The sequence below is a fragment of the Pseudomonas sp. SWRI22 genome (genome assembly GCF_014268395.2).
In the GTDB taxonomy this organism is placed as follows: domain Bacteria; phylum Pseudomonadota; class Gammaproteobacteria; order Pseudomonadales; family Pseudomonadaceae; genus Aquipseudomonas; species Aquipseudomonas paracarnis.
The window spans coordinates 988,296-1,008,990 of sequence record NZ_JABWQK020000002.1 but is presented as its reverse complement, the minus strand read 5'-3'; the positions used below and the strand labels follow the sequence as shown (position 1 = coordinate 1,008,990).

Sequence of the window (20,695 nt, the reverse complement as noted above, 5' to 3'; positions counted from 1 at the left end):
ATACAGTATTTGAGATTCACGCTATGAACGTTGACATGGACACCGATGACTGGCTCGGCTGCCCCACCCCGTTGGAGATGTACCAGCACCAATGCGCAATCTTGGTAGATGAGATGGTGGAGACCGAGCGCATGCTGCGTCGAGCGCGGGCGAATATCGCCGGCCTGGTGCAGATGAATGACCTACTGATGACGGGAAAGGATCAAGCGGAGAATTCCTTGAAAGCCGCCCTATCCCAAGTAGCTGTCTTGAACCTGGAAAACTCACGCCAGGGCCGCAAGTTAAACGGGTTGGCGATAATCACGGAACAGAGGGACCACCTTCTCAGGGAAAACCAGCGATTGCTGGAAGAGCTGCGGGCACTCAAGGAGCCACAGCCCTGACGTACGCCTGGCACGCACGCAAGGCGATTATGGCGTTGTCCCCGTCGTCGGTGATGGCGACAATTCGTTGCGCATGCGCTGGGTCAAGTTGGGCTCGACGGGCTGCATGAACCACGCCGACGGTGCCGGGGGCGGTAGGCACGTTGCAGCCACTGGTTGAGTCCTCGATGAGGACTGACAGCCGGACATCAGCAGTAGCAAGCTGATCACGCAGGCGAGCTTGGTTGCGCTGGGCATCGGATAACTCCTTGGAATGTTGTTGGTCCTGGCCGGCGAGCTGCTGCTCCAAGGCCAGGCGCTTGTCCTGTTCGGCCGCCTGCTGACGCCAGGCCTCGCCAGTGATTGCATCCAGTTCCTTCTGATGGTGGGCTCCCTGCTCCGCAATACGCTCGGCCATCTTCTTGCCCATACGCCAGCCCTGAACCTGCCACGCACTACCAAAGCCGATGGCCAGCGCCAGCAGGATTGCCAGCCCAAGGCCGATCAGCTTCTGTACCGGCGTCATCACGGCACATCCTTGAAGAATATGTGGTGACCAAGGCGCAGCGTCTGCTTGGCCTTTGCCGCCCAGGCTGGGGCCTTTGGCATCGTGGTCGCGTAGTAATGCGTGGCGCCGCCGGTTGGATCAGGCGCGGCGCCGGACATCACCTGGTCAGCCGCACGCTGGGCCTGGGCAAACTGCGCAGCCGGGATCTGCTTGGCGCCGCTCAGGTAGGCGTAGTTCGGGTCGTTCTGGTTCCAGCAGCTGAACTGCCAGGGTTTCAGGCACACACCGGCGTAGCCCTCCCCCCACCACGACTTAGCCTTGCCGTCGAACACACGGTTGCGGATGGTCCAGGCCACGGCAATTTGACCATCCAGCCCTTCGCCGCGGGACTCTCCCCACAGGGTGCGCGCCAGGATGTCCCGGTCTTTCTCGGTTGCGTTCATACTTTTCTCCAGGCAATAAAAAACCCGCTCAAGGCGGGCGGCGGTGACCGATGACAATCACGCGGGCACTACGGGCCATTCAATGGCATCCGGGAACTGCGGCTGCTCAATAACGCGGCTCAGCGCAACACGGTACTTTTTCCAGGAATTGAGTGCGGCGAGGTCTGCGTCCGTGGCTTCGTCGACATCTACGGCGTCCTGGAGTGGTGCGATCGCATAGTCTGCGACGGCCCGCAAGCGGGTGATCTCCGCAAAAGCAGTCTCCATGGGGTCGGCTTCAGGCGCTGTTAGCTCAGGAACCACCTGCACTGGCAATGAATCCACGGCTACATGCAGAGTGATGCTGTGCGCCAAGTCGGCGGGCTCGCCATCTTTCGCCACGCTTACGGCCAGCACCCCGTCGTTGTAATTTATGGCTACCGAGCAAGACGCATCGACCTGATTCAACACATAACCCCAGCCTTCTGGCGGCGGAACCATGCCAAGCGTTCCGTGCACCAGGTATTGGCCAGGGCCGGGGTGCTGGGTGGTGATGGTGTTAGCACCCAGGGAGGTGACATCAATAACGGCACCGTCAGCACCGAGAATGTTTACTGCTGCGCGAGTTGTCATTTAGATAGCCTTGAGTGTGCCGTCAGCGGCGCGAGTGGTATTTCCGGTGTGGTATAGCTCAAGCCAGGGTGTTGTGGCGCCATCGTAAATAGACTGAAACTTGATAGTGCCGGTGTTACCAGCCAGGCCGTACGGCCACGCGACTGTCAGTCTGTTAGAGCCGTCCGAATGACGGAAAATCTGCTTGTACCAGTAGCCCGTGCCGCCGGAGGGCATGCTAGGAGACCCTGGCGGATAGAGGTTGGGGTCAAGACCATGCACAGGATTGGTCAGCCAACTTTGAACTACGCTCGTCCGTGTTCTGCCAGTCGCATAAGCATCTGCGACGTTGCCGTTCTCGTAGCCGATAGAAGCCACAGCCGCACTACCCAACTGAAGCCCAGCTCGGGCCGCAGCTGGGGTGGTGCCGCCGGTGCCCCCCATGGTTACAGGTACAGTGTTTTGAGTGGAGACCGTACCAAGGCCCGCCAATGTCGCCCCCCACTGCTGAACCATCAGGTTGACCGCATCGGCCAGGGCCTTTGGGTACCCATTCACGGGCACGATTCCATATGCGGCGCCCGCTGAGGTGGCGCCCCGGTACGCTGGAGAGATCGAGACAGAGGTATTGCTCGACGGGTTGATTACCTGATAGATGCCGTTGTCTGGACCGACAAACATGTCGCCAGACCGGCAGTTAGAAAACTTCGTACCGACGCCAGTTACAACGGCATTGCCGTTCGTAACGTTAACGGTCCCTTCTGAAAACCAAGAAGCCATAGTCACTCTCCAAAACTTTCTAGTTAATATATGACTTACCGTCTGGCGCTACTGAGAAACCCTACCAACCATCACAGTTACGCCTGTGACAATCGCGTTCTGCACCCCAATCATACCGAGAGTGAGAATTCTGCTTGGATAGTTCCACATAGCTGCAATCTGGCGATTAGCTGTACCAGAGCCAATTGTTACCGCCTGCATACATAGATTATTTATGAGCATGTACTCGTCTTCATTCAGATTAAACTGTGAATTAAAGTACGTTATTGACACACCTTGCCCAGTAGTGCCGCTCCCGGCATAAGTCCAAGTATTGCTAGCCCTGACAAACTGAGCGGCGGGTGTACCTGAATCGAAAATCGTTTTGCGACTTGCATCACGAAGCCTCACACCAAAAATAGCTAATGGCTGGGCCACGTACCCAGCAACGAACCATCGCCCCACTGGCTTGATCGTATACATATTGAAAATACGAACCCTGAACCCCGTCCAGTTACCCGCAGATCCAAATATTTCAAGGTTGCTCATGCCAATGATGCCGTTTGCACTATCAGGACGAATGAAAACAAGGGGCTGTTCTTGGGTTGTGATGGGTGATGGGAAATAGGTTGAAGAGGAGTTACCACCCTCCTCGGTTCCAACGTACCTACCCTTGTACATAACAACGAGCCTCGAATACTCCGAATCAATTACTACTCGATTATCGTCACCAGACTTAAATATGAGGCCATACGATTCTGCCATATCATTTAAACCTTACGACTGTCAGTCGCTGCCTTGTAATTGTTATGGTAGATGTATTGTATGGATCGCCCTTGATGGTTCTCCATACCCGTACCGCACCATTTAGAATCTCTGGCTCTACCTGCGCGTCGGATAGCGAGTTGACTGCCTGAACTGGCGTAGGAAAAGCGGCGGCGTTTTGAGGGTTAATTCCGGGAATCGCTATATCTATAAACTTCGCCCCCCAAGTTTGAGGGGTTATTATTTCGGAGTACACCACCCTCATTGTGAATGACGTTTCATCAAGTTCAACGACGCCTGTAGGCCCCTTGATCCGCATACCGAAAGTCATACCGAAAGTCTCCCGACCGATACGCGGTCGACCCCACCTGCATCAAACACCGTCAATCCGTCGTTGTTGAGCAGCGATGAACCACCAGTGCCCGCGCTTCGCAACGTGAAGGTGCCAGCGGGAATATTGATTTCCAGCAGTGGACGCCCAAGCGAGTCCACCGCCGGAGAGCGAAGCACCATCCCCAGAACAATTTCTTGAATGATCGCCTTGCTGATAATCGCCGTATTGAATACGGCTTGGCCGTTCTCAATGACGAACATCGGGTCGATCTTTCCGTCTATCTCGTTAACGACGCCGAACCTTTGAGCGAAGATCAGAAACTCCGACTGCTCTCCGTTCGAACCGAACGCCAGGCCGGACACAACCTTTCTGCCATCTACGATGGTTTGAGCCTTCATGGTGGTCTGTGCCGATACTCTGCCGTCCAGCCGGACAACCGTCTCGCTTACCGTTTGCACCGACGCACTCGTCTGTCCAATGCTCGACTGCAGCGTTTCCGTAGTTTTGGTCAACGCCTCGTTTGCACTCGCCTGCACAACCTTCTCAGCTGCAAAGCTGGCGGTTGACTCCCATGCCTTGATCGCGCCAGCCAGATCACCAGAGCCATCGTCCCCACGAACGGAAGCCCGCAGCGCCTCATTGCTCGACGCCTGGGATGTGATCTTCCCATCCAGGTTTGTGACTTTTGTGTCAAGGCTGGTGAGCGCTTGAGCAGTGCCGCTCGCCTTTTCATCGACCGCAGACAGATCGCTGTTCAGTTTGGTGATCTGCGCTGCGGACGTCTCGCGGTTCGATGCAACAACCTGTTCCAGTACAGTAAGTGACGACTTGTTGTCACCTACCTGGGCACCCAGGTTTAGCAGCTGCTGAGCCATTGCATCGTTTTCGCTGGCTCGGGTTTTACGCTCTACAGCAAGATCAGCTGTTGACGTCCAGCCCCTGACTGCGTCTGCAAGATCGCCGGCGCCGTCATCACCACGAGCAGCTGAGCGCAACGCCTCAACTGAGGTGGCTGTGGCCAACACCTTGCCATCGATTTCCTCGATCTTGGTTTCGATGATCTGGACCTGGGACACCAATGCATCAGTGGTCTCAAGGATAGTGCCGATATCTATCCAGTACGTCACGTCGGGCGGCGTTTTTCCCGCAGGCACAGGGCCTTTCGCTTGGTAGAGGCGCTGATCCAGTCGGACAATGTCGCCCTTCAGATAAGGTTTCGCAGGGTCGTAGGCGAGTGCGTCGTTCACCTGGTCGATCAGGTCTTTCAGCTCCTGCTTGGCTTCCTCGAGGCGTTCATTTACTGAGCCAGGGCCGTCGCCGGTGATCAGCTCGATTTCTTCACGCAGGCTCTGGTACAGGGCGCCCTTGCCGATTTTCTCAGCGTAGTACGCCTCGTAATCGCTCTGTTTAGAACTGGCCTGGCCATTGACGGCGCCGGGTATAGGGAAGAACGGGCCAACGTTGCCAGTCCGGTCTACGAGGCGCGCCCAGAAGAACAGACTCGCCCCTGCCAGCAGGCTGTGCATCTCGTGCTTGGCCTGCGGGTAACTAAAGTCGCTCAGCTTTATCGCGGTCGCCCGGTCAGCCGATTGGCTGTACCAGATTTCCGTGCGCTCGGTGTCCTCTGCGCCTGGTGGAAAACCCCATTGAATGCCTATGCCGTACACAAGGCTTTTGGTGGTAAGGAACGACACTGCCGGCGGCAGGCCGGTTTTGCCTTCCAAGTTGGTCAGCGCAGAGGTTGCCGGAATCGACGAAACGTTGAGCGCACTAACCGCCCGCACCCGGGCCATGTACTGGCCCGAGTAAATACCGCGGACGTCGACCATCTGCTCGGCGGTACGCGGAACCCTGATCCACTCCCGGGCGCCCCACTTCCATTCAACGTCATAAGCCACAGCGTTTGGCGCTGCATCCCAGGCGATCGACATCACCGTGACGGCGATGCCCTGCTCAATCACGACGTGCTGACTGAGCATGACGCGGGCCGGTGCGTCCTGGCTGCCAATCGGAATACCAGTGATTGGGCGAGGATCCACTACGGCGCCGTTGTCGATAGCGTCAAACTTGCTCGGGTCGTGCTGGATCACCTCGAGCTGGAACTGGTGCCACTCCGGCCGCGTGACGTTGCGTACATAGAACTGCATCAGCTTCAAGTCTTGGTAGTCGAGAATCCACCCGCACTCCGCCTGCGGCTGCTCGCTGAAGTCGGCCATGACGGTCACATCTCGCCCTGCCACAGACTTGACCACCCGGCCCTCTGACTTGCCGCTGGGAAGGTTGACCATCAAGCGGGCACCGACCGGCACCACAGTGTCGCGATCCAGAGTGACCAACCGGCCCGCTGCTGCGGCAATACGTCCGCCGTTTTTGCGGCCCACCAGCATGGGGTCGGCCACCGCGATGACCTGCCCAGGCTTGGGAATGTCACCGTCAAGGCCGACACGAAACACTCCGCCCTGTGTTTGTAGCTTCTCGGTCAGCGCCGCCCACTGTCCTGCGCGCTGCGCCTGACCCAGGGATGTGCAGCCAATGGCGCCAACCGTGGTTTCGCGCACGATACCGCCAAGCTCGATCATTGCCTCATCGTCGAAGACAGGCTCTTTGTCCGTTTCAAAGCCCTGGTCTGGATTGTCCCATCCGACCATGTACAGCGTGTGCCGGTCCCGCGCCCGGGTGCCCTCGTACTTAATGGCTCCGTTGTTCAGGATCTGCGTCTGGTTGTAGGTGAACACCGGGTCGCCCGGCATATCGGCGTTGACCACGATCTGGCTGCCGTCCCAGTAGGCCAGGCCGTGGAAGATCGAGGCCAGGTCCTGGAGCACTGCATAAGCTTCGGCTTGCTTCTGGAAGTACAGGTTGCAGGTGAAACGCGGCTCCATGCCCCCCTTTCCGTCCGGCACCATCTGATCGCAGTACTGCGCGATGCGATAGAGCGACCAGCGATCAACCATTGTCGCGTCGATGCGGTCGCCGAGGCCGTAGTACGGGTGCAGCACCAGGTCGTAGAAGATCCACGCAGGGTTGTTGGTATAGGCCTCTTTGAAGGTGCCATCCCAAATGCCGTTGCTCGTACCCGTGCCAGATGTTGAGTACGTGCGTGTCTCCGGGTTGTAGTTGGTGGGAACCCGAATGATGCGCCCGCGCATCAGCACGGCAATCTTGGCGATGTCGCCGCCGAAGGTCTGGGCGTCGTACTCGATGCTGCTTACAGCGGTGAGCGGATATTCCTGATCGCTATCGACCACCTCCGCGATGGCCTTGACCACCATCTGATCGGACACCAGGTCGGAGTTGGCATTCGGAGTCAGGCGGCGCACCCGGACTGTCCAACGGTTGCCGGTGGGAAGCTCAAGCCGATGAGCTCGCTCGTACTCGGTAACGTTCTTCCGGTCGACAAACGAGACCAGCGCTTCTAGGTAGGGGCCATTATCAGTAGAGATATCCACCGCGTAATCAATGCGCACGCCGTTGATGTTGCCGGCTGCATCTTGGCTGCGAAGCACTGGCCAGCTCAGGCGCAGGCGCACCGCGTCGAGTACCGGGTTGGTGATGCTGTGCAGCCAGGGAGTGCCAAAGATCAGCTCTTGCTTGACGTCGATCTCGTTGCTGGACTCGGTGTTGCCTTCCAGACGAGCCTGATTCAGCTCACCGTTACGGAACTGCCATTTGACGCCAGGGTAGTTCAATGTGCCGTCCGGGCCCTGGATTGGGGTGCCGTCCAGCTTGATCGAGCGCAGGCCATCAACCGGGCCAACAATTGGTCCCCAGCTCCACATGTAGAGGATGCGCGCGGTAGAGATCGAAGGAACGCTATTCTGCGCAATGCTTGGCTTTTTCTCTTTGGCCTGGCCGCCTTTGCTGCCGATCACGGCGCGGCGAGTGCGCGCTGCGGCGCGGGACGTCTTCTTTGCTGCTGCGCTCATGCGCCCTCCATAATGCAAAAACCCGCCAAGGCGGGCTGCAAAAATATGCAAACTTGCTCGATTGTTTCGCTTTGCTACATATCTTTGATATACAAGAAACCCATGACAAGGAGCGCTGATATGACCGACTTATTCCACGTAGAAGCACTAGATCTAGCTACTCAGCCACAAGGCACGAAACAGGTTTGGTATGTAAAAGAAGGTGACTTTCTGCACTGCACCTGCGATAGCGAAGAAGCGGGAAGACTTTCTTTGCAGCACTTTAAAGATGTGCATCAAACCAACGCTTCTATAGCCAGAATGAAAATTTTGCATGAGACCCTGACTGCGGAAGAGCATGTATTTGTCGTGGAGACAGAGCTTGCAGCGCAAGCAGTTGGGAGGCTAAAAGCTGTCCTAGAACTTGAAGCTATGATGCAAGCTGCCCCTGATTCGGCTGACAATAACGATGATTCAAAAGCGGGGTTATCCAACAGAAACAAAAACGGTCTAAAGGGCTGAATCAGATGTTGTCTTGCGTGTAGACCCCGCCAGATTCGATGGCGCCACCGATCTCGCGCTCACCGTATAGCAATGGGTAGGGATTGCCCTGGGCAATTGTGGTCACCGCGCCGCCGAAGCCGTAGCTCGGGTTGTTGCCGTCGTCGTTCTTGCCCTCGGCGGTTGCCTTGGTGGTAGGCGAGAGCATCTGCACAACACCGCCTAGCCCCACGGCAGCGCCGGCGGCCAGAAGGCCCATGCCGAGCGCAGACGAAGTACCACCTGTAAACAGGCCGGCCACGATCAGCACCACCCCGAGCAATGTCTGAAACATGCCAGCCTGCTTGCTGCCCTGGATAATCGGCTGTATGCGAATATCGCCTTCGGCACGGCCGACAAGCTCAAGCTCCTGCGCGCTGACGTTCCGCTCATCAACAAACACAGCGAAGACCAGGCCCCGCTCGTGTGCGGTCCGCATGAACTTCTCGAAGCCGGGTTTCATCGCGCACAGCGCCGCAGTGGCGTCATGAATACCGTTCAAATCAAGGCGGTACTCCTTGCCGAACTTTTTGCCCAGCACCCCGCCGAGCTTGATAGTGCGCATGGTCATGGGCGGTAGTCCTTGTGCCGCAGGATCAGTTTCACCCTGTTCGCCATCGACCAGCCGTAGACTTCACGGGCAGCCAGGCGTCCGGGCATGTGGTGGTAAATGAACGGGCCTGACCCGCCGAGCTTCGGCGCCGGCTCACTGAGCAGCGCAGGCTCATCACCCAGATAAATCACGGCGTGGTTAGGGAAATAGCACTCCCGCCCGGGCGTAGGGATCTGCAACACAAGCATGTCGCCGCGCATTGCCTCGTTGACCTGGTAGAAGCCGGTGGCCGCAAAGTTGTCCTCGTAGAGGCTCGGGCCGTCCTTGCATTCCCACCATAGGTCGGCCCGTTCAAAGTTCGGCAACTGCAGGCCCCCCTCCCTGGCGTACCAGTCCCGGCAAGCTGCCCAGCAATCAAGCAGGCCATGGGAAAAGTCACGGCCCAGCAGCGGCGCCTGGAAGCCGGACGGCTTAAACCACTCAATGTCACCGCCAGGCCAGCCGACGATGCCCCAGGGCAGTTCGTGCAACTCGCAGCTGACCCGGTCGGCCATGCTGGGTCTCGGCGCTTTATCCGGATGGCTGTGGATGATCGCCAGCACTTCCCCGCGGTCTTCGGCGCGGGCCAGGTCCTTGTGATCGATCTGGAAGTGTTCTCGCGGCGTTGTGGCCAAGTTCGTGCAAGGCACATACTCGCGGCCCTCGGCAGACTTCACCAGCACCCCGCAAGCCTCGGACGGGTAAGCCCGCTCGGCGTGTGCGCGGATCTCGTTCTGCAGTTTCTGATTGATGCGCATGACTACCTCGAACTTGCGATGAGGCTTGCGCCCATGGAACCACCGAACCGGCGGGTGTTGCCCCTGATCTTGCAACTGCTCCACCAGCCCCCACAGCGGTCGAGCGCGGGGTTGTCGGTGGGTTGGTTCTTCTTATCGAACATCGCAGCTCCTGTGTAGGCGCAAGCCTCCTGCCGGTACCCGCCACGGCAGGCCCACCTGCAGAGCTTGGTTATCTGCTGGCCAGGGAGCATTTGCCCTTCCATATCGGTAGGGCTCGACAGCGAGAACGTGACCGAGATGCTCGGCAACGCCTCGGTCTTCTGCTCGATAAACCAGAGGTTCGTTTTCGATTGATCGCTGGCTTCCGGGTTGCCGTCGGGAAAGTTGGCGGCATCCAGGAAGTGGCGAAACGTCTCGATTACTTTGACCCTGGCACCGGCCAGGTCGCGGAACTGGAAGCAAAGAGCGGTAATCGCTCCGCGCACGCCGCCGAGCTCGTCATCCACCTGCAGCGTCGGTGTCGCTGGGCGGCCATCGCCGCGAATATCAAAGCCCTTGGCCTCGATCTGGAGTGGCGAATACAGCTGCCCCTGCCAGACGATGTCGCCCTCATGGGCGTGGCCGTGGAAGCGCCAAACCGTAGCGCCCAGGCGCGTAGCGTCCAGTTCGTACAGCCTGATCTGGTTACCTGGCTCGAGCTTTTGAATATCGGTGTTGTAATTCATAGGACCCCAGAAACAAGGAACCCCGCACTTGGCGGGGCTTGGTGAGGGTTAAATTCGGGGATTGAACACCTGTTTAACGGTGAAGGTGACGGTGTAGATTTCTTCGCCGAGCGCCTTTTTCTTGTATCCGTTCGCACGGTACCAGCCTTCCGGCTCGCCTGGCGGCGCATAGCGAAAGGCCTTGTAGCCTTCGTGCCGATCCAGAAACGCCAGCAACTCGGGCAACTCCTCGCCCGGCAGATCCTCACCGGTGTGCACCAGGTTCCAGATCTGGCTCTTGGTGTTGATGCCGATCCCGCCGGCCTGGGCCATGCCGTCACCGAACTCGTTCTCCCAAGTGCGCTGGCTGACATCGCCGTCGGCGCCGACCTCAACGTCAAAAGTAAATGTCTCAGCCATCAACGCCTCCACAGCCGGCCGCCCTGGCCCATTTCACGATCAAGGAATTTCCCGAACTGAGCCTCCAGCCCAGAAGACATTGCCTGTCCTTGGCGCGCTGCTTCCTGATCTGTCATGCCCGGTTGGGCCTGCACATTGATTGGCGCGTTGAACACGATCTGTGTTGGGGCGCTTGGGGCCGAGGCTGGCGACGTCCCCGCAAGGGCGACCCTTCCATTGCCGATCGACTCCAGGCTGCCAACTCCGATCTGTGCCTGTGGCTGTGCGCCGCTCAGGCCGTTGTCTATCCTGGACAGCATTGCATCCAGCTTCGCGCTGGTTTGAGCAGTAGTAACCCGCTCGCCCTTTTGCAGAAACCAGCTGCCATCCTCAGGAACCGAGTCGATACCGTCGTGCGCCATACCTGCAAGCGCAGTCATACCAACAGCCGAAGCCAAAGGCCCGGTAACAGCCATGGCCGTAGCCATTGCCGCCGGAGCGGCCGCAGGGCCAATGATGGGGATGCCCGCAGTGGCGGCATAGGCGTTAAGTCCTGCCGTCAGGGACATGGCTTGCGCATTGGCACCCAAAGTCCCGGCAGCGCTCGCCTGGGTGGTCTTGCCCACAAGCAACTGAATGCCCTGATAGATCAACCATTGCGCCGCCATGTCGCCCAGCGCCTTGAGCATCGACTTGGCGAAGTTGCCGACCATGTCGCCGAGAGCGTCGTCGGCATCCTCCGCATCGCTGGCCACGTCAGAAAAGAAGGTTCCCAGTCCACTGGTCCCTTCTTGCAGCGCTGTATTGGTGAGGTCTGCGGCCTGGGCCGAATAGTCCCGCGCTGCGTCTGCGTAGTTTGCCCAAGCTTCGTTGACGCCGTTCATCCAATTGGTTTGCTGCTCGTCGACAGCCTGGTAATACAGTTCTTGCGCAATGAGCCGCTCGGCCAGCGCCTCCTCGAGGACAGCCGTTTCTTGATCGTAAAGCGACTTATCAATGCTTTTCGCCTGCAACTGTTCGTTAAGGCTGGCGACATCGGCCGCGTACTTCTGCTGAAGCGCCAAATCAGCGCGCATACGGTCCCGGGCTTTATCGCCCATTCCTACGCCTTTCAGCTCCTGATCAAACCCATCTTTCATGGTTTGAGTGCCGACGCCCTGGGCATTCCTGAACGCCGTCAGCTTCAGGTCATCCTCGTTTGCCTTCTTCAGCTTGTTCAGCGCATCCAGCTCGGCAGCCATGCCCATAAGCTTTTTCTTTTGAGCCTCGCTCAGCTTGCCGAGCTTCCCCTCCTGCAGCTCAAAGGAAAGCTTCATCACCTCGGTGGCGTCTTTCTGCTTGTCACCGGTGGTGTTGATCAGCTCGATCTGGCGCTTGTAACCTTCCTCTGCGGTGTCAAACGACTTGAGCTGTTGCTTAGCGGCCGATTGCCCTTCGGTGGCGTTCTTCCGGGCGGCCTTGGTAGCGGCGTCATCAGAGGCTTTCTGCGCATCCTTCGCGGCGGCCGCGCGACGGATTGCGACGATCATCCCTTCAGTGAGATCTTTATTTTCAGCAATAAACCGATTGGCAGCTTCAAGAGCGGTTTTATCTTGAGCGGCAGCGATTTGTTTTTGCAACTGCTCCAGATACTTTTGCCCGATACCTGCGGCCGCAGCCTTGGCGGCAGCGTTCTCCAGCTGGGCGCGTGTGTCTTCATCGGTCTGGCCGGTGAGCGCAGTAAGTGCCGCTTTAAGCTGGGAAACCTTTTCGGCATTCTCAGCCGCAGCGCCACCACTTTTCTCCAGGGCGTCTGCCATCTCAGTAGTGACGCCGGGCACCACGCGCACTTGATCCGCCACCGACTTCCAGTCGACAACCATACCGGCCGACTGATCAGAGGACGCTTTCTTGATGATTTCCATTGCCGACTGGAATTCAGGCGGCAGCGGAGCTATGCCGGCCATGAAGCCGGAGGCGCCAGCAAGGCCGGCGTTTGTCAGGCTGCTTTGAAACTCAAAAGCGATTGAGCCCGCCGCGGTAGTTAGATCGCTCTCAGCATCCTCAATGGAAGCCTTGAGCTCCCGAAGGGTGACAGACTGCGTCGCCCTGTTGAGCTTGTTGAATTTCTCAACGAGCTTATCAATCGGGTCGCCGAGATCGCCCAGTTTCTTCTCAAGTCCGCTGGTATTGTCGCGCAAAGTAAGGAATGCAGTGGCCGCGCCTACGGCAAGCGCAGCGATGCCAACAGGACCGCCAAGCATTCCGACCAAGCCAAGGCCGGCCCGGCTGACACCCGACTGCGCTACAGCTACTGCGTTGGTTGCGCGCGTTTCTGCGAGCCTGGCCTCTGCGAGCTGGAGGGACATCTGAGTTTGTACGGCGGTGCCTCGCGCGGCGATAGCTTCTTTCTCAGCCAGAAACACCGATGTCTGCGCTTTCTGTTGCTCCGCTTGCGCAACCAGCAAGACCGATGTCGCTTGGGCCTTTCTCGCTGCCGCATCCTTGAGCGACGAGTAAACAGCCGCCGCGCCCGATGAGGCGGCCATTGCACCGTATCGAGAAAGAGCAGCAACCGCGGCGATGATCGACACATCTGCCAAGGTTGAAAAATTGTCGCCTATCGCGCCAATAGCGTTTCCGAGAACACCGGTAAAATTGGTAGTTTCGTCCAGGCGCCCGACATATACGTCGAAGGCATTTGTCAGATTTTGCAACGCATCACGGACTGCGACCGTCATGCTGTCAGCGAGCTTCCCATTGGCCTCAGCGGCCTTTTGCAAACCTTTCGTAAGTACATCAAGACCAAGCTTGCCGTCCGCACCAAGAGAGCGAATCGCTTCGGCGGATTTGCCAGTTGACGTGGAGACGGTTTCTACGATGGTGGGCATAGCGGCGAGCATCGCCTGCCAACCATCAGCATCTACCTTGCCTGTTTGCAGCGCTTTTGAGTAACCGTCAATAGCGGATTTTGCTCTATCAGCTGATGCCGAGTTGGTCACCAAAAGGAAACTGAAGCTGTCCATAACATCCAGCGCCTGGCTGGTGTTATAGCCCATAGATTTCAGGCTTCCCGAAGTCCTGATGTAGAGTTCTTGTGCTTCGGCGAGCGGTCGATAGGTGCGCTTAGCTGTATCCAGAAGACGTTGCTGGACCAGATCGTACTCAGCAACACTGGATGTGGCCATGCCGATACGGTCGGACATTTGCCCGTAGGAGTCGGCGGCCTCAATGATCTTTCCAATACCAGCCGCGCCGATAGCTCCTGCCAGGGCCGTCTTGATCAACCCTGACGCGTTGAGAGCCCGCTCGCCAACACGATCAAAAGCGCTGTCGATTCTCCCTAGGCTCTTATCAATCTTTCCCGATGCCATGCCTACGCTGGAGTCTGCGCGCGCCATCTCCTGACGCAGCTGGGCCGTGGTCGCTTCGATGCGTACCAGCATCCCCTGTACGTCGGTATCGGCCATGCTTTTCTCCAGACATAAAAAAACCCGCCGGAGCGGGTAGCGAAATTGAAAAAAATTAGCGGCAGAACTGTGACCAAGCTTGCTCAAAGTCAGTCGAGGTCATGCGATCATCACCCGCAAACACCACCATTTCCTCAGACGCCGCGATGAATCTCTTGAAGCCGGCATACCCCCCGAAGGAGTTCTTCGAATTCACCTCGCCGCAAAAACCTTTCTGATTACGAAATTCAGCGCTTTCTGGATCTTTCAAGACCCCGGACACGAACTCTCTCGCAACACGTTGAGATCGTATTTCAGCCATCTCGGCCTTGCTCCTGGCCTTATCGGCCTCGGACTGGCCACAAGCCGCCAGCAACAAAAAAAACGGAACAACCATCATCAGCTTTTGCATTCCCAATCCCTCGCGTTTAATCGGAGAAGACTATCAAAATGCTACGATGACTGCCTCCCCGTGAGCGCCTGCCGCAGCTTATCCGCTACGCTCGACGGCGAAGGTTTGTCGGTCTTGGTCTTTGTCTTGCCGGTGCCAAACGGGTTGGTCATCTGCGCCCACTCGATCTTGGCGTCCATGGCCAGGAACAGTTCGGGCATCGGAATTGACCAGGCCAGGTCTGGCGACCAACCCAGCCACCCCGTGGCCACCGCATAGAGCCGGTCGACGTAGCTGCCGTCCTCGACAGCACTTACGCCGCCGCCGGCTTTTCCTTTCCCGCATCAGGCCCTTTCGGGTTGTAGAGCGCTACCAGGTAGGCGTTCAGCTGCACGGACACATCCAACACGCCCGCCTGCCACACCTGCTCAGCCACGGTCTCGGCCGCCTTGCCATTCAAGCCAGCGCCGCCGGCGATGATCACGGCGCAACCGTCGATGCTCAATGCATTGATGGCCTGGGACGCACCGCGCAGGCCGCCGAAGTGGGCCTCAATCGCACGCACGGCGCCGAGCGTGGGTGTCAGGGTATAGGTCTCGTCGCCAAGCTTGATGTCGACGGTTCCGTAAAGGGTTTTGCTCATGTGTCGAATCCTTTGGGTTCGGGGCCGGAGCCCCTATGTTTAAGGGGTGACGGGCGCCGGGAGGATTTCCAGGATGTCGGAGTTGATGCCGATGGTGACGTTGCGGCGAACCACGTTGTCAGCAGCGCCGGCGGCTACGGTGTTGTTCATCACCTTGCCGCGCAGGTAGAACGTGGTCGGCAGCACGGCCGGAGTGGCATCTGGATCGCCATCGTTCAGGGTGATCTTGATGTTGTAATCGCCCTTGCTGCGATCCCGGTGAGCGATCTTCAGCTTGGCCTGGCCCAGGTCGCCGTTGTCGAGACCAACAGCCAGGGTCAGGTCGCCAGCATCAGCGGTACCCTTGTACTTGCGCACGCGGCCATCGCGCAACGACGTGAATGTCACAGAGCTGAACGTGTCGCCGAACTCGCCCAAGTCTTCCACCTCGCCGATATCGACATAGGTGTCTGCCTTGTAAAGCGCTTCAGTGTCCGCGCCGTTCTTGCTACCGATACCGATCCGGCAGCCGGCGGCTGTATTGAGGTTGTCTTCGGCCATGGGGGTTCCTCCAAGGGCACATTGGATAAAGCCGCGGTGCGGCCGGGTGTTGGGTTTAGTGCGTGGTAATGACGCGGACCGTGACCGATCCTTGATACGTAACGCCGTCAGCATCGCGCTGGGCGTCGGCTTGCTCGACACGGACCGATACAGCGCGCCCAACGGTCAACGGCAGGCGGCGCTCGTCCAGGGCGGCCACAACCTCACCGAGGATGCGTTTCACCTCGGCTTGGCCGTGGGCATCCGACCAGACCGACAGGTAGACCAGGCGCTGCTCACGCTTCCTGCCCGAGATGGGCGAGGCGTTGGCGGATATCTCCCGGTCAATAGAGACGTAAGGCATTGGAGAATCCAAGGGGGCACCATCGTAGACCGGGCATGAAACCTCAGCCGCAAGCCTGGTGAACAGCGCCTTCTGCAGCGCAACAGATGGATCAGCCATTGGATAGCCCCTTGCTTGCCTTGCTGAGAGTCCGACTTATTGCGGCCTGAATGTTGGCGATCACATATTCCCGGTTCACGTCCTTCGCGGGCCGAAGCCATGGATGCGCCGGGCGCGCCGGGATATCTGGGTATTTGCCAAAGAAATCGGCACCATCGCTTTTGTTGGTCGGGCGCCGGTTTCGCCCACCAGACCGCTTGGTGCCTGAATACCCCTTGGTGCCGTATTCAACGAACTTCAGGTAGAAAAAACGGTTGCTGTCCCTCTTCCCACGGATGCCGATCTGCGCATCAAGCCCGCTTTTGGACACAAACACCTTCAGCGCAGCAGCCGCCGCGCCCGTGTCTTTCGGGATCAGGTTCCTCATGGTGGAAAGAATGCGCTCAGCACTGTCGCGCATCACCGGCGCCAACTCGTTATCCATGGTCGCGTGGATGTTGCGTAGCGTCCGGCGCAACTTGAAGTCGCCGGACATGCGTGAGCGGCGGGCAGCCATGGCCTACTCCTTGGCCTTGGTGGCCTTTTCAGTCGCTGTGGCGGGAACAGAAGCTTCCTCTACCAGGCCACGTGCCACCAGGTCAGCGCCAAGCTTGGCGTCGACCACAAAATCTTCACCCTTCTCCCGATCGCCTGTGGCGCCGGACAGGGTTCCCAGGGCAATAACTTTCATGACTCACCTCTATGGGTTGGGTACGTTGGAACACAACAGCCGGAGCATGCTGTTCTCGTTGTCGACCAGCGCAGCGCCGATCAGGTAGGTGGTGGTGACGCCTTTCACCCTGTTAACAAGGCGATTGCCGGCGACGGCATCGGCACGCGGGCGGATGCGGATCTCTGCGGTGACTACGACCTTCAGTTGCTCCGCCACAGGGGTAATGCGTCCAGTTGGCAGCGTTATCTCAGCCCACAGCTTTCCGATTTCGGTCCAGGTAACGACATAACCACCGGAACCGTTGGGCGTGCGCATCTCTTTTTGAAGTGCGCAGCGGTGACGCATTGGGCCTGCTCTCATCAGAAGCGCTTCCTGTACCAGAGCAGCCTTTCGACTGCGAGCGGAAGGGCGGTGGCGATTGTGCCTACAGCCACAGCTTCCCTGTTGGCGTACCAGTGGCCCACGAGCAGCAGCACTGCCTGCTCAACGTCCGAGGTGAACCCCATCTGCTCTGGCCCAACCGGTGAGCCTTCGACCAACTCCCGGTCACAATGCATAGCGACATGGGACTTGGCGGCTTCGAAGTAACCGGTGATGAGCGTGTCTTCCTCGTCGCCGTCCACCTTCAGGTGAAACTTCACGCGCACCAGGTCGATCATTTACTTGGTCTCGTTTGGCTTGGACTGCTTGTTGGATTTCGGGGCGGTACCGTCATCGAGCGCGGCAAGCCCCTTACCGATCAAACAATGGGCGTACTCTTCATCGTCCAGGCCGATGACCTCACCTGCAGATACTCGCCCGTTGTTCACTTTGACCTTGTCAGGATCGCCTTCGAAGCCCCACAGAACTTTGACTTTCATAACGTTCTCCACAAAAAAGGGGCCGTCAGGCCCCGGGATCAATTCGACAAAATCAAGCCTGAGGCTTGAAGCGCCCCTTCACGAAGGCGTAAGGACGACGTACAGCCAGACCCAAACGTTCCTCGACCAAGATGGCGCGCTTGTTCTTGATGAAGTCGTCGTTGATCATGCCGACCTTGATGGTGAACGCCATGCGGTCATAGATCCGCGCACCCTGCGCGAAAGAACCCGTCAGAAACTCGCCGCCAGTGGTTGTGCCATCGCCTTCGTCCATGCTGTCGGAGGCCACAACCGGGCGCCCCCACAGGATCGGAGTAACCAGACCCTGCAGATTGGCGAACAGATAGCGGTTCTGGGCGTCCTTTTCCAACTCGATGTTCATCCAGTCCAGATCAGTCATCACCACGGCATCGGCCGAACGCTTCGATTGCCTGCCAACCTGATAAAGGGCGCGGCGGACAGTGTCGATAGCCGTATCATTCGCCTTGCTCAGCGCCGCGTTGAAAGCAGTAGCCTGAGTCATGATGCCGTTCATGTTTTTGCCGATGCCATCACCCTTGAGGATCTGACCTTCTTTCTTCAGCTTCAGGTCGTAGCGCAGCAGCTCCTGAATGTAGCTGTAGAGCTGCGGCACGTCGTCAAGGGCCTCGTCGGTTACCGGCATCCAAACAGCGATCTTCTTGATGGTGTCGGTGGCTTCTTCGAAGGTCACGTCGCTGGAGGGCTTCGCTTCACCTTCGCCGACCATGCCAGCACCCAGGGTGTGCAGCAGCTCCTTGAAGTAAGTGAAGGAAGTGCCCGTGACCGGCGTCGACGGGATCAGATCCTGAATCACCAGGTTCTGACGTGGCTTGTCCTGAATGATTGGATCGTACTGAGGCGCCACCAGACCCGCGCTGGTCACCTTGACCTCGGACATGGTCGCCATTGCCGATTTGGTAACTTCGATTTCGGCGCGATCCTGCTTCCTGTCGAGCAGCGCTTTGTAATCGTCGTTGCCTTTGACGAAGTCGATAAAGCCCTTCTGCTCGCCGCCGTGAGAACGTAGACGCACGCCCTTTTCTTCGAGCTTCTGCACCTGCTCGATGACGCGCTCGATTTCGCCCTTTTGGTTTTCGATCTGAGACTTAATGTCATTGGTTGCAGCGTTGCCCTTTTCGAGCTCCGCCGACACATGGTCATATTTTTTTTGCAGCCCGCCGAAGCCCTCGGAGAGTTGTTTTTCCAGGGCTTCGCGAATTTCTTTAACATCAGCGGTCATGGCTGAACTCCAAATTGGTTTTTGAACAGGTTGGATATTTCTTTCAGCTCATCCACGATCGCCGTGGCCGCCGTCCCACCATCACGGTGTACGGCGGAATAGCCGAGCGAGGCGACTGCTGCCGCCTCCTTTTGCGAGAGCCCCATGCGTTCGCGCAGGGCTGCTTCAAAAAGTCTGATATCCGACTTCACGTCGGTAACCTTTGCCTCTGGGTTCATGCCGAAAGGCACGATTGAGGCTTCCCACAGTTCAGCAGCACTGATCAGCCGCACAGTGCGGCCATCACGCTCTTCGAACGTGGCTTTGATGGTGTTGAAGCCGATGGACATACTGTCCAGCGTCTCTTCCTTCATGAGCTCGTATGCGTCACGCGCATAGCTCACGGCCAGGTTGATCTTGCCTTTGAGGTAAAGGCCATGATCGTCTTGGGTGAACGCCGCAGAGCCCACTAGCCGGGTCAGATCATGAAACAGCGCCAGTTTCAGGCGGCCCCCGCGAGTCGTCTTCACCTTCGTGAATGCGCCGGGCAGGATCACGTCGTCACCCAGATCGATGTTATTGAACACCGCGGCATAGCCTTCAAAGTTGCCCGCGTCGTCCATCCCTTTCAGCTCAAACGGGACTTCAATCTTTGACATTTGTCTGCATCTCCCACCGGGTGACCCGGTCGTATTCTTCGCCAACCAGCGGAGGAAGGTTTTCTTTGCGCCGAACTTCGTTGATGGTCATCCAGCCGGATCCGCCAGAGCCGCCCAGGGCGCTACCGTAGTAGGTGGCCCGACCAGCGCTGTCAGCCCGCAGAATGCCTTCCACCACGAACTCGACGAACTGAGTCGTGCCGCCAAAGAGCTTGTCGTTGATCTCGTCCTCGATCGCCTTGATGTAGGGACTGAGGCCGAAGGTAATAAAACCGCTGGTTTGCTGCTCCAGGTTGGAGCCCATGATCGAGGTCTTGCCGGCGCGGTTGGCCAGGTACAGCGGCACGCCCCAGATTCCCGCAAGGGCTTCTTCCTGAAACTGCTGAGACTCAATGAATTGGCTGTCTTTCTGCGTCATGCCGGCAGGGACAATCTTCGGGCCACCCTGAAGCAGCCCCATTTTCCCGATGTCCTCTACATCCCCATCACGAATCTTTGGGAACTTGTCGAGGACTTGCGCCTGCTGTTCCGCAGTCAAGAAGTTGTCGTAGATGACGTACCCGCCGGTGAAGCCGCCTTTGCGCATAAACCGCGACGACCAACTCTGAGCCGCTTTTGCCAGGCCCATCGCTTCCTTCTGAAACTCAACCGGGGACAACCCGTTGATTCCATCCGCGCTGAATATCTTGAAGTGCAACATGAACTCCGGAGATACCGGAAATCGTTCGCCCTTCAAGGTCACCCAGTAAATCAAGTCATCGTCGGTGTTCACCTCGACAGAGTCGGCGCCCAGCGGAATAAAACCGATGAACTCGCCTGCATCGTTGCGCTCGATCAGTGCAAAAGCATTCCCGCGCAGCGCCATGTTGACGATGATCGCTTTGATGAAGTTGAGCATTGTCATGTACGGGTTTGGCTTAGCCAGTAAGCGCGCCGCACGGCTGTTACCTTTGGCAAGAGCTCGCCCCGCCGGGAGATCGTCGTAGAGCTTCAGGGGAAGCCCCGACACTGTCTCGCTGAGTATTTTTACGCAGGACCAGACAATGGGAATCGCCATTGCCTTCTTGGGTGTGACAACTTCACCCGAGCGCGTTTGACCACCGATCTCGTTATTGACCTCGATGTACTGGCCTGTTTTTGGATCATTGAAGCCGAAGAAACTCCAGCTCATCGGGTTGTACCAGCGAGAAGCCATAGT

General features: G+C 58.1%; 26 protein-coding genes. 2 read left to right on the top strand and 24 right to left on the bottom strand.

Annotation, left to right across the window (positions count from 1 at the left end):
* Positions 1-23: 23 nt before the first annotated feature.
* Positions 24-383 (top strand): hypothetical protein, encoded by a 360-nt coding sequence (locus HU730_RS22100; RefSeq protein ID WP_186527100.1) that lies wholly within the window; start codon positions 24-26, stop codon positions 381-383.
* On the opposite strand, the gene HU730_RS22095 is transcribed toward HU730_RS22100, so the two are convergent.
* The 6 genes from HU730_RS22095 to HU730_RS22070 form a co-directional block, all read right to left on the bottom strand.
* Positions 364-888 carry a lysis system i-spanin subunit Rz gene (locus HU730_RS22095; protein ID WP_186527101.1) on the bottom strand — a complete coding sequence of 175 codons (525 nt, stop codon included), beginning with the start codon at positions 886-888 and terminating at the stop codon, positions 364-366. The two genes, HU730_RS22100 and HU730_RS22095, sit on opposite strands and share 20 nt — an antisense overlap.
* Positions 888-1,313 (bottom strand): cell wall hydrolase, encoded by a 426-nt coding sequence (locus HU730_RS22090; RefSeq protein ID WP_186527102.1) that lies wholly within the window; start codon positions 1,311-1,313, stop codon positions 888-890. Before HU730_RS22090 ends, HU730_RS22095 begins: the two co-directional genes overlap by 1 nt.
* Positions 1,314-1,370: 57 nt before the next feature.
* Positions 1,371-1,925, bottom strand: coding sequence for a tail fiber assembly protein (locus tag HU730_RS22085; protein WP_186527103.1), 555 nt, complete (start codon positions 1,923-1,925; stop codon positions 1,371-1,373).
* Positions 1,926-2,684, bottom strand: coding sequence for a hypothetical protein (locus tag HU730_RS22080; RefSeq protein WP_186527104.1), 759 nt, complete (start codon positions 2,682-2,684; stop codon positions 1,926-1,928).
* 48 nt (positions 2,685-2,732) lie between these two features.
* Positions 2,733-3,428, bottom strand: a complete 696-nt coding sequence (locus tag HU730_RS22075) for a hypothetical protein (RefSeq protein ID WP_052199982.1) — start codon at positions 3,426-3,428, stop codon at positions 2,733-2,735.
* A 327-nt stretch (positions 3,429-3,755) separates the two neighbouring features.
* On the bottom strand, positions 3,756-7,688 hold the full coding sequence (locus HU730_RS22070) for a phage tail protein (protein WP_186527148.1): 3,933 nt from the start codon (positions 7,686-7,688) through the stop codon (positions 3,756-3,758).
* A 120-nt stretch (positions 7,689-7,808) separates the two neighbouring features.
* On the opposite strand from HU730_RS22070, the gene HU730_RS22065 reads away from it, so the two are divergent.
* Positions 7,809-8,189 carry a hypothetical protein gene (locus HU730_RS22065; RefSeq protein ID WP_186527105.1) on the top strand — a complete coding sequence of 127 codons (381 nt, stop codon included), beginning with the start codon at positions 7,809-7,811 and terminating at the stop codon, positions 8,187-8,189.
* Between the two features lies 1 nt (position 8,190).
* Here HU730_RS22065 and HU730_RS22060 read toward each other — a convergent pair whose 3' ends face one another.
* The 18 genes from HU730_RS22060 to HU730_RS21975 all read right to left on the bottom strand — a co-directional run bounded on the left by HU730_RS22060 (position 8,191) and on the right by HU730_RS21975 (position 20,692).
* The gene (locus HU730_RS22060; RefSeq protein WP_057977709.1) at positions 8,191-8,778 is read right to left on the bottom strand and encodes a tail assembly protein; all 588 of its coding nucleotides are present in this window, start codon (positions 8,776-8,778) and stop codon (positions 8,191-8,193) included.
* A complete protein-coding gene (locus HU730_RS22055; RefSeq protein ID WP_186527106.1) occupies positions 8,775-9,557 on the bottom strand; it encodes a Mov34/MPN/PAD-1 family protein in 783 nt (260 codons plus the stop codon). Before HU730_RS22055 ends, HU730_RS22060 begins: the two co-directional genes overlap by 4 nt.
* A 2-nt stretch (positions 9,558-9,559) precedes the next feature.
* Positions 9,560-10,264, bottom strand: coding sequence for a phage minor tail protein L (locus tag HU730_RS22050; protein WP_186527107.1), 705 nt, complete (start codon positions 10,262-10,264; stop codon positions 9,560-9,562).
* 48 nt (positions 10,265-10,312) lie between these two features.
* A complete protein-coding gene (locus tag HU730_RS22045) occupies positions 10,313-10,663 on the bottom strand; it encodes a phage tail protein (RefSeq protein ID WP_186527108.1) in 351 nt (116 codons plus the stop codon).
* Positions 10,663-14,091 (bottom strand): tape measure protein, encoded by a 3,429-nt coding sequence (locus HU730_RS22040; protein WP_186527109.1) that lies wholly within the window; start codon positions 14,089-14,091, stop codon positions 10,663-10,665. The genes HU730_RS22045 and HU730_RS22040 overlap by 1 nt, the downstream gene beginning before the upstream one ends.
* 55 nt (positions 14,092-14,146) lie before the next feature.
* Positions 14,147-14,482, bottom strand: coding sequence for a hypothetical protein (locus HU730_RS22035; RefSeq protein WP_138739195.1), 336 nt, complete (start codon positions 14,480-14,482; stop codon positions 14,147-14,149).
* A 41-nt stretch (positions 14,483-14,523) separates the two neighbouring features.
* On the bottom strand, positions 14,524-14,682 hold the full coding sequence (locus tag HU730_RS22030) for a hypothetical protein (RefSeq protein ID WP_189673539.1): 159 nt from the start codon (positions 14,680-14,682) through the stop codon (positions 14,524-14,526).
* Positions 14,683-14,774: 92 nt separating this feature from the next.
* Entirely contained in the window at positions 14,775-15,104 is a 330-nt protein-coding gene (locus HU730_RS22025) for a hypothetical protein (protein WP_186527111.1), read from the bottom strand.
* Between the two features lie 39 nt (positions 15,105-15,143).
* Positions 15,144-15,644, bottom strand: a complete 501-nt coding sequence (locus HU730_RS22020; protein WP_038449260.1) for a hypothetical protein — start codon at positions 15,642-15,644, stop codon at positions 15,144-15,146.
* 55 nt (positions 15,645-15,699) lie between these two features.
* A complete protein-coding gene (locus HU730_RS22015; protein WP_186527112.1) occupies positions 15,700-16,086 on the bottom strand; it encodes a DUF3168 domain-containing protein in 387 nt (128 codons plus the stop codon).
* A complete protein-coding gene (locus HU730_RS22010; RefSeq protein ID WP_186527113.1) occupies positions 16,079-16,582 on the bottom strand; it encodes an HK97-gp10 family putative phage morphogenesis protein in 504 nt (167 codons plus the stop codon). The genes HU730_RS22015 and HU730_RS22010 overlap by 8 nt, the downstream gene beginning before the upstream one ends.
* Before the next feature lie 3 nt (positions 16,583-16,585).
* Entirely contained in the window at positions 16,586-16,756 is a 171-nt protein-coding gene (locus HU730_RS22005) for a hypothetical protein (protein ID WP_186527114.1), read from the bottom strand.
* Between the two features lie 9 nt (positions 16,757-16,765).
* Positions 16,766-17,083: a phage head closure protein gene (locus HU730_RS22000; protein WP_254914149.1), complete on the bottom strand. Its 318-nt coding sequence runs from the start codon at positions 17,081-17,083 to the stop codon at positions 16,766-16,768.
* A gap of 14 nt (positions 17,084-17,097) precedes the next feature.
* Positions 17,098-17,397 (bottom strand): head-tail connector protein, encoded by a 300-nt coding sequence (locus HU730_RS21995; protein ID WP_186527116.1) that lies wholly within the window; start codon positions 17,395-17,397, stop codon positions 17,098-17,100.
* A complete protein-coding gene (locus HU730_RS21990) occupies positions 17,398-17,598 on the bottom strand; it encodes a hypothetical protein (RefSeq protein WP_186527117.1) in 201 nt (66 codons plus the stop codon).
* A 52-nt stretch (positions 17,599-17,650) separates the two neighbouring features.
* Positions 17,651-18,859 carry a phage major capsid protein gene (locus tag HU730_RS21985; protein ID WP_186527118.1) on the bottom strand — a complete coding sequence of 403 codons (1,209 nt, stop codon included), beginning with the start codon at positions 18,857-18,859 and terminating at the stop codon, positions 17,651-17,653.
* The gene (locus tag HU730_RS21980; RefSeq protein WP_010564188.1) at positions 18,856-19,497 is read right to left on the bottom strand and encodes an HK97 family phage prohead protease; all 642 of its coding nucleotides are present in this window, start codon (positions 19,495-19,497) and stop codon (positions 18,856-18,858) included. The genes HU730_RS21985 and HU730_RS21980 overlap by 4 nt, the downstream gene beginning before the upstream one ends.
* Positions 19,484-20,692 (bottom strand): phage portal protein, encoded by a 1,209-nt coding sequence (locus tag HU730_RS21975; RefSeq protein WP_170058970.1) that lies wholly within the window; start codon positions 20,690-20,692, stop codon positions 19,484-19,486. The genes HU730_RS21980 and HU730_RS21975 overlap by 14 nt, the downstream gene beginning before the upstream one ends.
* Between the last annotated feature and the right edge of the window lie 3 nt (positions 20,693-20,695).